A 12815-nucleotide genomic window follows, 5' to 3' on the forward strand; every position below is an offset into this window, starting at 1 on the left:
AAGCAGCGCCACCCCAAAGCCGCTCCGCCGACCGCGTTGTGCCGCACGCCCATTTACCGAGGTGACCTTCGAAGCTCACGGATAAAAAGGTCAACCGACCTACAGCGCCAATCATCTGCCATCAGCATTTCCATGGCTGCTTTCAAGGCATACTCACGCCCTATTTCGGCGCAATCACCGCCGGGGAAATATCGCTCATTAAAATCTCGCAGTTTCGGCACATCGATTCGCTCACCCTCCAGACATCCCAGCCACTCATTCATGACACGTTCGTCATGCACGTCCACATAGTCCGGCGGGGAGTCTAGAACCTCAACGGGGAGTCCACCGCCACCGTTTATCAGCGCACGCGAAGACTCGAAGAAAGCCTCAAATTCGGAATCAGTGCCATTTTGCGCTGGAAAAAGAGACGGGCCACTAGCCGAGATATGCAGAAGCCAGACAGCACCGGGAAGCATGGCCGGTTCGCGCACTTGCTGACGGTATTCCTGCATGACGATTGAATGCAGATCCTTCGCCAGCCAGCTATAAGACTCCGGATGCTCTCGAAGCAGCATGCCAGCCATGCCGTAGACGTAGGGAGCCACGCCTAGCACGAAGGAGTCGTAGTCTCGGCTCAGTCCAAAATAGGGCCCAATGGTACGCATCCCATAACCGGACCTCTCCTGCCACTTCTCCAGCTTCCTGGGCCCGCCCTCGTCGGGAAGTCGCCCACAAGATATGAGTATCGAGATCTCCAACAGGCCAGGTATATAATCCCCGATGAAGCCACCGTATCGGCCGGCCGCATCGCGTCCAGCAATATGAATAGACTCCAGGGAATCCATATATAGGGATACCAGTGAAGGATTCCGCAAGCCAATGCGCGCGAGTCCGCCCAGATAGTTGGCAGAATACTCAAGATCCCGAAGCTTGGAAAGTATAGAAATCTTGTCAACTGCTTCCCATACGACACCATCGAGTGTTGCGCTAACGCCCTCCAAGTCGATACTCTTCGTCACGCGTCGATGCTGCGAAAGGATGTCGACTACAAGGCGTTGATTTTCCCCATCCAACTCTAACGTGTAAACACGGTAGTTGTGCGAGCCCCACTGGCGACGCAGGTTGGAAATCCGTTCATTAGTCGCACTTCCTTTGAGTACGACATGAAACAGGAACAGCGGCTTAACGAAGTCATCGACGTCTCGGGACAGGACTTTCATGGCATTGTTTGCCATTCCAGAGCTGGCTTTGCTCTCTACCTCAAATATCATCAGAGGCATCCACCTGTCGCCTGCGGCGTACCACGCCAAATCAACTGCTGCACTTTTTCCGCCTACGCGACGTTCCCGCTCCACCTCATAGCCGAGACACTCACCGAGCTTGGCAAGAGCCTCTATGACTTGCAGCCCCGGGTGTAGGACGTGCTCAGGCATAGGTCACTTCCAGTTAGGCCAGAGGAGGGCCGCTAGTCGAGATGTGAAGTCAGAATGAAAGGTTTTCAAGATCTTCGACGATAGCTTGGAGCAAGGCAGCCTGCACAAACTGAAACCGCTCAGGAGCGAGCGTTTGAGGTGACGTATCCCCGGATGCGTACTTAGCGAATGCAGCGCCGATCTTAATTCTCTTCTTTGCCACATCGCCAGCTTTACCGTGATCTACATCATGCTGGAGACCTGTCCGAAGAAGATTAACGTCCTCGAACGACGAGGGGATCTGCTCTAGACGTTGTCCAGGTCCTTCCCGCAGCGTGAAGTACAGGTCACCGATCATCTTCGAGTAGCCTTCAAAGTTCTCTACTGGCTCACGAATTCCTGATAGCGCTGTCACCGTCCTATTAGTTAGCTTAATAAAGTCCTTCCCCGTCTTTGCTGAATGCTCCTCATTTCTGAGCGATACTAGAGATGCGACTCGCTGTCCGAGTCGATCGATCTCTTCCCGAACCCCTGAAGCACCTTCTTGGGTGCCAAAGATATCAATCCATGACGGGTCGGATAGAAGCAGTTTACGCATCAGAATTTCGTGGCGGATACGCGGCCCGGCTTTCACATTCGCAGACAATGTGCGCTGGTAATCCAAGTAAGAACCATCCGTAGCACGAGTCCCTAGCTCATTTTGATGAGCTAGCTCTGCACCGAACTTTTCGACGAATCCTCTGAAGCGCTCCTCCGTGCCATCGACGTGTCCCGTATCGACAATGTCCGCAGCGAGTGTGATCAGGGACTGAATAGTGCTCCGATTCCGCAGGAAGGTACTTTTCCCTGCAAACACGCGGTCCAGGTAGTCAAGCGTGCCGGTCAGGCGGGCCGCGATCTGTGAATTTTCAGAAAACGCAACGTGAGACTCGGCAAATTCCTTCAAGTCCTCGTAGCGCAGCCGCATTCCGAAGCCCTCGGATTCGAGCGCCAGCGTCTTGACTGCGATATCAAAGTAGGCCTTGCGGGAATTGCTTGCAGCAACTTTCTCCTGGAAGAAATTGTGAGCAGCAAGCTGTCGAGCAAACCTAGTCAGACTACTGTTGATAGAATTCAACTTCTCCGCGGAGGTCAGCATCATCCCTTGCTGTAGACGCTGAAAGAAGCCCTGAATTTCATCGTCTGTCGCATCGGTGATTTCATCATACTGAATCTCGAAATCGTCGAAACTGTCGGTCACGGTGTAAGGAAGCTCAGAGTATGTATGGCCACCGAATTTCTGGGCGGTCTCCTCCGAAAGGCGGAGTTTGTTTTCAAAAAACTCCCAGATTGCGGAGAGTCGCTGCTGACCATCGACAACGTCGAACTCGTCGGGATCGCTCGCAGTTTTAGCAAAATAGAATTTAGGAAGCTTCCACCCATTAAGGATGGAGTCGATGAGCAACTGCTTTCGCTCTGGCGACCAAACCTCGTCCCGCTGCCAATCCGGGATGTCATACCGACCTCGGCGCTTGAAGATTTTGTCAAGCGCGATGCTGCGCGGTTCCATCTTCATATGCTTCTCCACGACGTTGCCATCAGGCATGGATCTTGAAGACACATTAGCGTCCGAGCGCACTCTCTGAGTACGAAAGTGGTTATCTTGGCCATCCTTGTGCTAAGACCCATCGCAGCCGATCAGCTACGGCCGACCAGCCCACGGGACCAAGATGACCACCTGGCAGAGGATTCGAGACGAAGAGGCCATGCCAGAACCGTGCCAGGTCGTGCGTCGTGCGGGGAACCACGGGGAATGGCGGGAACCAAGTCGTTGGCCAGCCGGGTGCCGTAGCAGCTCCGCCGCAGGTCAGCGCAGCAACTGCCACCAGGAGACTCAAGTTTCCCAAGCTGAGAGCGCGAGTTTCGGTCTCATGGCCCACTGGCGGATGAGGCCGCATTAGGTCAGGCATCTCACGGGTAACCTCACGAGCGATGCATCCAGGGGTGGGGGGCAGCGAGCGTGCGCGCCGAGGATCTGACTCAAGTGGAACTGCGTGTTCGGGACGCGTTCTCCCGCGGCGAGAGGCTGGATCTGCGGGCAGGCGATCCAGATGAGGACCGCCTGGCTAACAGCAGTCGCTGGGGGCCGGAGCGTACGGTCAGGGGTGCTGCGCTTACGTGGTTGCTACTTGACGGCGCTGTCGCAGAGCCGGGGCACGTCCCCGCACTGCGGCTGGACGGCGCACGCGTGGACGGATCGTTGGAGCTCGACTATGCCGAGATCCCGTACCGCGTCACCATGGACGGTTGCGACTTCCGAGACAGAGTCACCCTTTACAGTGCGCGCACCCGGCAGTTCAGCCTGAAGCGCTGCCGCCTTACCCGGTTCTATGCAGCCAATGCGTCAGTCGACGGCGACCTAAAGGTTCGTCATTCCCAGCTGGACGGCTTGCTGAACCTGGACGGTACTCACATCACCGGCATCCTCAACCTCGACGGGAGCCAACTGAGCAACTCCGAGGGTCCCGCCCTGACCGCCAACCGCCTTCAGGTAGAAGATCACATATGGATGCGCTGTGGCTTCACTGCGGAAGGCGAAGTGATCCTGCGTAGCGCTCACGTCGGCGGTGACCTCGACATGAGTGGCGCCCAGCTCTTGAAGCCTGGAGGCATAGCGCTGAAGGCCTCACGGATGCATGTCGAGGGCGACATGGTCTGCGACCGGATCAAGACGGTGGGCGAAGTCGATATTCCAGGCGCCAGAGTCGACGGGGTCGTTCGCTTTTGGAACGCACAGTTGCGCAACCCGGAACGCAGGGCGCTGCACGGATACCACCTTCAGGTTGGCACAAGCCTGCATCTCAACAGCGGCTTCACCGCGGAAGGGAGTATCGATCTGGCTGGAGCCAGGATCAACGGCCGGATCACCCTGCGGGATGCGCAGATCACGGCTCCGGGTCGCGTCGCGCTTGCCATGCCGCACATCCAGGCGGAGGAGGTTGATCTGCGGATGGCTGAGCGGCCGCAGGGCCTAGTTGATCTCCGTCACGCGATGGTTGGGATCATCCGAGACGCATCGCAGAGTTGGCCCGACGAGCTGAAGGTCGACGGTCTACGCTACGACCGGTTCGAGGACCCACTGCCGCCGAGACAACGCATACGGTGGCTGCTTCGCGACAGATCCGGTTACGCCCCGCAACCGTTCGAACAACTGGCCCTTGCATACCGCTCGATAGGCCACGATGACGAGGCACGCACCATCTCGCTGCTTAAGGAGCGCCTCCGTCGCAGAACCCTGCCACGGCATGCCCGCATCTGGGGAACGATCCAGGACATCACTGTCGGCTACGGCTACCGGCCGATGCGCGCCGGCCTTTGGCTGATAGGCCTGCTGGCACTCGGCTCGATTGTCTTCACGGCCCAGCGCCCTATCCGCACCGCCCCTGATAGCACGGAGGTCTTCAACCCCGTGATCTTCACCCTTGACCATTTGCTCCCTGTTATTGGCCTCGGGCAGGCGACAGCATTCACTCCCACGCCGGGCACTCAGTGGATCGGCTACTTTCTTACCGGCTGCGGATGGATCCTTGCGACGACGATAGTCACCGGCGTCACACGTTCCCTCAACCGGCGCTAGGCACAGGACATGACGGCCTGCTCCGACCTCTCTCAACTGTGGAAGGGTGACGCACCCTGCCACACACCGCCGTCTCAGTTTCCGTCTCATTCACCCTCGTTCGCCGCCGTTCAGGCAAGGCCACGGGCCCTCCTTGGCAGCCCTGCGGACCGTCATGAACGCAGGTGAACGGCCCCGAACGACGCCCATGACCCCACCACCACAGTTGGAAAGCGTGTTGGAGGTGCACCGATTCATGGGCGGATTGGAGGCAGCTTCCGGCGCCTCCAACCGCGGCGACTGCTACGGACCGTGTCTCGGCCACACGCCACCAGGATGAAGCCGACCACGCTGATTGCAGCAGAGCAGGTGGCAAGGACATCGCCAAGCGGCTGGCGGTCTCCGGTCGAGGAACCTGCGGCGCGTATCAACTGCCCTACTCCGAGGGCCAGTACGCCCCAGCTCGCCAGGGTGCTGGCGTGTCGGCGGTGTTGCCGCCAGACAAGCCACACGCCAAGAGCTAGGCAGATAGCACCGCTACTGCAGAAAGTGACTGCGCTGAACATTTCCCGCCTCCGGACGGAAGCGTACCGATCCAGGAGAGTTGAGGAGCCGATGTGTTGATGGCAACGACGACACAGAGACCGAAGCCGCGAGCGTCAGCGATCAGCTCACAGGCGGCCGAAGCCAGTGCCCAACGAGTTGCCCGAACCTATGGACAGACGCTCAGACTGTGGTGCGAAGTCCGCGCACCACAACCGCACCAGATCCAGCGGGGAACAGCGGGGAACCACGGTGAAAGCAGCCCAGCCCGACGAGGCCGTACCCGAACCGTTCGCCCAGGTCAGCGCCCGGCCCAGCCCCAAATGCCCGCAGCTTCCCAAGCTGATGTCCGGAGACGAGCTGGGCATTGCCACGGCGGCCTCGCCGGGCCGCCTGTGGGCCGTCCGAGCGTGGCCAACGACGACCAGCAACGACCAATGACGGCCGCAACCACGCAGCTCGTCGGCGGAGTGGAGGGTGACCCCGCACCCCACCGACGAGCACGATCAATACCAGCGCTACTGAGCACCACGGGACGCCCGCACACGCCCCCAACCGGCCGCGCACGCCCTCTTGTTGACCCGTGCTTTACCTGCGACTCTGAGAGCGCCCCCACTTGTGAACTTGTGAATCCGGTAACTAACGGACCCCGGCCGGCAAGCGACGGACCGAGGTCCGCGAAGCGACGCGGATTCCCCAGGAGGTGACCTCATCCCATGCCGCACCCGCACCCTTCGCCGCAATCCACACTGGTCCGCGACGCCATGAGCACGGTGGTCCTCACCATCGGCCCCGACCACACCCTCCGCCAGGCAGCCGCCCTGATGTCCTCGCGCCACGTCGGCGCGGCCGTGGTCCTCGACCCGGACGCCGGCGGCATCGGCATCCTCACCGAACGCGACATCCTCAACTCGCTGGGCCTGGGCCAGAACCCGGACACCGAGCGCGCCCACGCCCACACCACCACCGACGTCGTCTTCGCCACCCCGGCCTGGACCCTGGAGGACGCGGCCAGCGCGATGGCCCACGGCGGCTTCCGCCACCTCATCGTCCTGGACCGCGCCGAGCCCGCCGGCATCGTCTCGGTCCGCGACATCATCCGCTGCTGGGCACCGGCACGGCAGCAGGTACCGGCCTGACAGCCGGCCGGGGCGATCCGACCGAGCGATCCAAGCGATTGGACTAAGTCCAAGTCCGGCACCTCTCCAAAGTCACACCTATTCGGAAACTGGTCAGCCTGCTGTTAGGCTGGCGAGCATGAGTGACCTTCTGGAGCGGCTGCGCGGACGCGGATGGCGGATGACCGCACAGCGGCGCGTCGTGGCCGAAGTGCTCGACGGCGACCACGTCCACCTGACCGCCGACGAGGTCCACTCCCGTGCCGTGGCCAAGCTCCCGGAGATCTCCCGGGCGACCGTCTACAACACGCTGGGCGAGCTGGTCTCGCTCGGCGAGGTCCTCGAAGTCTCCACGGACAAGCGGGCCAAGCGCTACGACCCGAACGCGCACAGCCCGCACCACCACCTGGTCTGCGCCCAGTGCGGCCAGATCCGCGACGTCCACCCGGGCGGCAACCCCCTCGCCGACCTCCCCGACTCGGAGCGCTTCGGCTTCACGGTCTCGGACGTCGAGGTGACGTACCGCGGGCTGTGCCCGAACTGCGCGAGCGCGTAGCAAGTCCCTTCACAGGCCCCGGAGTCCGTTCGACACGGACGCCGGGGCTTTGTGCTGCGTACGGGCTTCCCGAATCTGACGGACCGTCATATCGTCGTGCGGCACCCCCCACCCGTACAGACAGACGTACCGCCCTCCGCAAGGAGCAACCGTGGGAGACCCGCACCCAAAACTCCACGCCACCCAACTGACCCGCACCTTCGGCCGCACCCCGCACCAGGTGGACGCGCTCGGCCCCCTCGAACTCACCGTCGCCCCCGGCGAGTTCGTCTGCCTGGTGGGCCCGTCCGGCTGCGGCAAGTCCACCCTCCTCCGCATAGCCGCGGGCCTGCTGCGCCCCACCACAGGCACCCTGGAGATCCGCACGTCGCCGCAATCCGACATGCGGCTCCGCCGCGCGGCCCACCCGGCGGCCATGATCTTCCAGGACTACGGCATCTACGACTGGAAGTCGGTCCAGGCGAACGTCCGCTTCGGCCTGGACATCCAGCGCGTCCCGCGCCGCGAGGCGAACGCCCGGGCCACCGAGTGGCTGACCCGCCTGGGCCTCGCCGACTTCGCGCACGCCTACCCGGCGACCCTCTCCGGCGGCATGCGCCAGCGCGTGGCCATCGCCCGCGCACTCGCCGTAGAACCCGAACTCCTGCTGATGGACGAGCCGTTCGCCGCCCTGGACGCCCAGCTCCGCACGATCCTCCAGGACGAACTCCTCGACCTCACCCAGACGTTGCACACCACGACCCTCTTCATCACGCACAGCCTGGAGGAGGCACTGGTCCTGGGCGACCGCGTCCTGGTGATGTCCGCGCGCCCGGGCCGGATCATCGCCGAACACCGCCCGCCGTTCCCCCGCCCACGCACCGGCGACATCCGGGACACCCCCGAATTCACCGCCCTGAAGAGCGAGTTGTGGGGGCTGCTACGGAAGGAGGCGGTACCGGCATGACCACCATCGCCCCCGACCGCCAGGAGTCGGTCCTGGTCCGCCGCCCCGGCCCCCACGAACTCGACCCCCTGCGCACCCACCGCCGCCGACGCGCCCTGGAACTCACCCTCGCCGTGGCGGTCCCCCTCGCCCTGGTCCTGTGGTGGCAACTGGCCGCCACCCAGGGCTGGATAGACCCCCGCGTCTACCCGTCCCCCTCCACGATCCTCTCCGACGGCTGGTCCCGAGCCGCCGCCGGCGACCTGTGGCCGGACGTCTGGGCCACCACGAAACGCGTCCTCGGCGGCTACGCGATAGGCACGGCGACCGGCTACGCCCTGGGCCTGCTGATGGGCTCCCTGTCCCTGGTCCGAGCCGCGCTGGAACCGCTGCTGGACGCCCTGTACGTAGTACCGAAACTGGCCCTGCTCCCGATCTTCCTGAACATGTTCGGCCTGGGCGAGGGCCCCCAGATAGCGCTGGTGGCGGCGACGGTCTTCTTCTTCGTCTGGATCTCGACGATGTCGGCGGTGATGGCGATCCCCTCCGGCCACCGGGACGCGGGCCAGGTCTTCGGCGCGACGCCATGGCAGATGTTCCGCCACGTCCTCCTCCCGGCCTCCCTCCCCTCGGTCCTGGTGGGCGCACGGATAGCGGCGGGCGTGGCGGTCCTGGTCATCGTCGCCTCGGAACAGATCGCCGCGACGAACGGCCTGGGCCACCTGATCTTCGACTCCCGCGCGCTGTTCGAGAACGACGTGATGTTCGTGGGCATCGTGTGCGTGGCGGTCCTGGGGGTCGTCTTCTCCGAACTGGTGCGGATAGCAGGCCGGTTGCTCACACCGTGGGCACCGAGGGACCGAGGACGGGGCCAGTCATGAGAAGGCGTGCGTACGGTGTGACGGTCGCCGTGGCGGCCCTGCTGGCATCGGCGGGCTGCTCGTCCAAGTACGCGGGGGACAGCGGGACTTCAGGCACAACCGCCGCGGGCCACCGCACGGTCACACCGGTGGACGGCTGCGGCAGGTCCTCCTGGACGGACCCGGTGGACCTCTCCCCCACCCGCGTCCCGGCCCGCTGCGAACCCCTCGCCCCTTCCGCCCAACCCCTCCCCAAAACGCGGAAGTTGACGATCGCGACGGGCACGCTGAGCGCGGAGTACGTAGCCCCGCTCGAAGTGGCCGTCGACAAGGGCGAGTTCAAGAAGGAGGGCCTGGACGTCACCCTCAAGATCCTCCCGACCCCGGACGCGTTGCCCCTGCTGGCCAAGGGAGACATAGACGCGATGTGGGCGGCCCCGGAGGCGGCCGTCATGAACGGCGTCGAGGGCGGCTTCGACATCAAGTGGGTGGCCGGGAACTTCTCGCCCGACCCGAAGTCGAAGAGCGGCTTGTGGGTGAAGCTGAAGAAGGGCGAGGCGGCGGCCGACGTCCGGATGGCGGGCCGCAGGATGGGCACCATGATCGGCAAGGGCTCGGTGATCGCGTACCCCATGGAGAAGGCCCTCGCGACCCACGGCGGCGGCCTCGACAAGATCCAGTACCAGCAACTCGGCTCGGCCGACGTCCTCACCGCCCTCCAGAACGGCGGCGTCGACTCGGCCTGGCTCCTGGACCCCGTCTGGCGCAAGGTCGACGACAACCCCCAGTACGCCTTCCTGGGCGGCCAACCACCGGGCGAGCCCCTGGGCGGCATGCTGTACGGCCCCAGCCTCCTGAACGACGACGTGGACGCCGGCGTGGCCCTCCTGCGCGCCTACATCCGCACGGTGAACACGTACTTCGCGGGCGACTACAAGAGCGACCCGAGCTTCGTCACGTACCTCGCGAAGCTCCTGAAGATCGACGCGTCGGTCCTGAAGTCGACCCCGTCACTGACCATGGACTGGGAGATCCGCGCGGGAACGACGACCCGGTTGCAGTCGGCGTACAAGGCGGCGGGCGTATCGAAGGGCCCGGCACTCCCGGAATCCAGGACCGTGGACCGCTCGCTGTACGAGGAAGCGGTGGGCCACCAACCGTAGAAACACCGAGGGCCGGAACCCTTTCGGGTTCCGGCCCTCGGTGTTCAGTAGCGGGGACAGGATTTGAACCTGCGACCTCTGGGTTATGAGCCCAGCGAGCTACCGAGCTGCTCCACCCCGCGCCGTTGTGATTGCAACGCTACGTCAGACGGGCGGACAGAAGCAAATCGCTTATCAACCCAGGTCAGCCCCACCCAGCCCGTCCGGCCTCCACTTTCAGCACAGGCCGGCACAACTCAGCCCGTCCGGCCTCCACTTTTCAACGCAGGCCGGCACCACTCAGCCCGTCCGGCGTTTGAGGACGAGGCCCCTTCAGGGCCGATCGGGGGGGCTAGGGGGCGCAGCCCCCAGGCGGGGCGGAAGGGGCGGCAGCCCCTGGGGATGGGACGGGTAGGGGCGGCGGGGGCGAAAGAAACTCACCCCGAACCACCAACCCCCTACGCCGTCAACTCCTGCCGCAACGCATCCCGCAACCGAGCCGCCCGCTCAGACACCTCACCAGGCCCCAGCGTCACCGCCCGATCAGCCCACCGCTGCCCCTCGGCCAACTCCCCCCGCCGCGCGTAAACCAGCGCCAACCGCAACGCCGCCCGCCCATGCCCCGCATCCGCAGCCCGAGCCCACCACACCGCAGCCTCAGGCTCACTCCCCTCCCGAGCGAGCAACAGCCCAAGATTGAAAGCCCCGTTACGAGACCCGGCCTCGGCGGCTTCCCGATACCACCGGGCCGCCTCGACGACATCCCCGCGCGCAGCGGCCAGCATCCCGACCCGAACCTGCGCCCGCCGATGCCCCTGCGAAGCCGCCCGCTCGTACCACTCCTCACACTCGGTCTTCTCATGCACCTGCTCACCCAGCTCGTGGGCGGGCGCCGGCGGCCGCCGAGCATCAAGCACCGAGGCCAACCGATAGGCGGCCTCCGCACTCCCCCCACCAGCCGCACACCGCAGATGCCGCTCGGCCTCCCGCTCGTCCCCGTCCCGCAGCCGAGCGATCCCGACCTGCAACGCCGCTTCCGTGTGCCCGGCAGCGGCGGCCCGCTCGTACCAGGGCAGCGCGACGCCCTCGTCGCCCCGCCCGGCGAAGAGGATCCCGAGGTTGAACGCGGCGTCCACGCTCCCGGCCTCGGCCGCCTTGGAGAACCACGGCTCGGCCCCGGTCGCGTCACCGCCCTGGAGCAGCAGCACGGCCAGCGCGTTGGCGGCCTCCCGGTGCCCGGCGTAGGCAGCCCGCCGGTACCACTGCTCGGCCTGCGCGGTACGCGCCTGCTCGGCGCAGAGGAGCCCGAGGTTGTACGCGCCGTTCACGTCCCCGGCGTCCATCGCGGCCCGGTACCACCGCTCGGCGGTCTGCGTCTCACCGCGCTCGGCGTGCAGCGCGCCCAGCGCGTTGGCCGCGTTGCCGTCGCCGTCCTGGGCGGCCCTGAGCCACCACACGGCGGCGCTCTCGGTGTCGCCGGCGTCGCGCAGCAGGAACCCGAGCGCGCAGGCGGCCCGCGCCTCCCCGTCCTTGGCGGACGTCAGATACCAGCGCCCGGCCTCCTTGAGCTCGCCCCGCTTCTCCAGGATCGCCCCGAGTTGCAGCGCGGCCCGCTGATGCCCGCGCGCGGCGGCCTGCCGGTACCACTGCTCGGCCTCGTCCCCTGGGGACCCCGAGGCTCCTGGGACTCCTGGGACTCCGGAGGTTCCTGGGGCCGAAGCGACACCGTTGTCACCCCCAGCCCCACGCCCGTCCCCAACCCCACGCGCGTCCCCAACCCCACGCCGGTCCCCGCCGTCGTACTCGCGCTCGTCCTCGTGCGGCACCCGCCGGTCAAGCGCCCGCGCCAGCCGGTACGCGGCCTCGCGGTGCCCGCGTTCGGCGGCGGACCGCATCCACTGCTCGGCCGCGCTGTCCCCGCGGTGCTCCAGCAGATCGGCGAGCGCGTACGCGCCCAGCGCGTGGCCCTGTTCGGCGGACTGGCGCAGCCAGTACTCGGCGGCGGGCTCGTCGCCGCGCTCGCGGTGGTACCGGCCGAGCGCGTGCGCGGCGGCCGCGGAACCCGCCACGGCCGCGATCCGCCACCAGCCGGCGGCCTCGTCGGGGTATCCGCGCTGGTGCAGGAGGACGCCCAGGTTGTTGGCGGCGGCCCGGTCGCCCTCGGCGGTGGCGGCACGCAGCAGGGGCTCGGCTCCGTCGAGATCACCGCGGCGCAGCAGCATCGCTCCGAGGACACTCGTCGCCTCGACGTCGCCGGCCTGTGCGGCGAGCCGTGTGCGTGCCTTGTCGACAGCCTCCCCGTCACCGGACTCGTCCCGGTCGGAAGGCTGCACAAAACGCCCTGTATCCAACAGAGTTGCCTTGTCCCCCATAACGTCCATCGTCGCACCACCTGCAACCTGGGTACACCTGGTATACCGCAGCCAGTGAGGTCTCTACAGCGTTTTGTCGACATGCCCACAGAGAGACAAGCGAAACACGGTTTCGCCAACTCCCCCCGGCGGCACGGCCGTCACCCTCGTCGGCACATGCGTTCGCACAGCGCGAAGGCCCGGATCCTTAAAGGATCCGGGCCTTCGCTAGCAGTAGCGGGGACAGGATTTGAACCTGCGACCTCTGGGTTATGAGCCCAGCGAGCTACCGAGCTGCTCCACCCCGCGCCGTTGTGTTGCAACCGTACCA

General features: G+C 65.1%; 10 protein-coding genes and 2 tRNA genes. 7 read left to right on the top strand and 5 right to left on the bottom strand.

The window, feature by feature from the left end; translation table 11 throughout:
* Positions 1-53: 53 nt before the first annotated feature.
* Positions 54-1415: a hypothetical protein gene (locus OG714_RS18445; RefSeq protein ID WP_406122297.1), complete on the bottom strand. Its 1362-nt coding sequence runs from the start codon at positions 1413-1415 to the stop codon at positions 54-56.
* A gap of 49 nt (positions 1416-1464) precedes the next feature.
* The gene (locus OG714_RS18450) at positions 1465-2949 is read right to left on the bottom strand and encodes a DUF262 domain-containing protein (protein ID WP_406122299.1); all 1485 of its coding nucleotides are present in this window, start codon (positions 2947-2949) and stop codon (positions 1465-1467) included.
* A gap of 444 nt (positions 2950-3393) precedes the next feature.
* Here OG714_RS18450 and OG714_RS18455 point away from each other — a divergent pair, with 444 nt between their 5' ends.
* The 7 genes from OG714_RS18455 (at position 3394) to OG714_RS18485 (ending at position 10154) form a co-directional block, all read left to right on the top strand.
* A complete protein-coding gene (locus OG714_RS18455; RefSeq protein WP_406122301.1) occupies positions 3394-5010 on the top strand; it encodes a hypothetical protein in 1617 nt (538 codons plus the stop codon).
* A 774-nt stretch (positions 5011-5784) separates the two neighbouring features.
* Positions 5785-5973 carry a hypothetical protein gene (locus tag OG714_RS18460; protein ID WP_406122303.1) on the top strand — a complete coding sequence of 63 codons (189 nt, stop codon included), beginning with the start codon at positions 5785-5787 and terminating at the stop codon, positions 5971-5973.
* A gap of 323 nt (positions 5974-6296) precedes the next feature.
* Positions 6297-6671, top strand: coding sequence for a cyclic nucleotide-binding/CBS domain-containing protein (locus OG714_RS18465; protein WP_406122304.1), 375 nt, complete (start codon positions 6297-6299; stop codon positions 6669-6671).
* A gap of 118 nt (positions 6672-6789) precedes the next feature.
* Positions 6790-7206, top strand: coding sequence for a Fur family transcriptional regulator (locus OG714_RS18470; protein ID WP_406122306.1), 417 nt, complete (start codon positions 6790-6792; stop codon positions 7204-7206).
* Positions 7207-7357: 151 nt separating this feature from the next.
* A complete protein-coding gene (locus OG714_RS18475; RefSeq protein WP_406122308.1) occupies positions 7358-8152 on the top strand; it encodes an ABC transporter ATP-binding protein in 795 nt (264 codons plus the stop codon).
* Complete coding sequence (locus OG714_RS18480) at positions 8149-9012, top strand: ABC transporter permease (RefSeq protein WP_406122310.1); 864 nt, start codon at positions 8149-8151, stop codon at positions 9010-9012. Before OG714_RS18475 ends, OG714_RS18480 begins: the two co-directional genes overlap by 4 nt.
* A complete protein-coding gene (locus OG714_RS18485; RefSeq protein ID WP_406122311.1) occupies positions 9009-10154 on the top strand; it encodes an ABC transporter substrate-binding protein in 1146 nt (381 codons plus the stop codon). Before OG714_RS18480 ends, OG714_RS18485 begins: the two co-directional genes overlap by 4 nt.
* Before the next feature lie 48 nt (positions 10155-10202).
* On the opposite strand, the gene OG714_RS18490 is transcribed toward OG714_RS18485, so the two are convergent.
* From OG714_RS18490 to OG714_RS18500, 3 genes are all read right to left on the bottom strand, one after another.
* Positions 10203-10276: transfer RNA gene (locus tag OG714_RS18490), tRNA-Met, on the bottom strand.
* A gap of 315 nt (positions 10277-10591) precedes the next feature.
* Positions 10592-12514, bottom strand: coding sequence for a tetratricopeptide repeat protein (locus tag OG714_RS18495; protein ID WP_406122313.1), 1923 nt, complete (start codon positions 12512-12514; stop codon positions 10592-10594).
* Between the two features lie 205 nt (positions 12515-12719).
* A tRNA-Met gene (locus tag OG714_RS18500) sits at positions 12720-12793 on the bottom strand.
* Positions 12794-12815 lie beyond the last annotated feature (22 nt).

Origin of the sequence: Streptomyces sp. NBC_00989 (genome assembly GCF_045162655.1) — a bacterium.
In the GTDB taxonomy this organism is placed as follows: domain Bacteria; phylum Actinomycetota; class Actinomycetes; order Streptomycetales; family Streptomycetaceae; genus Streptomyces.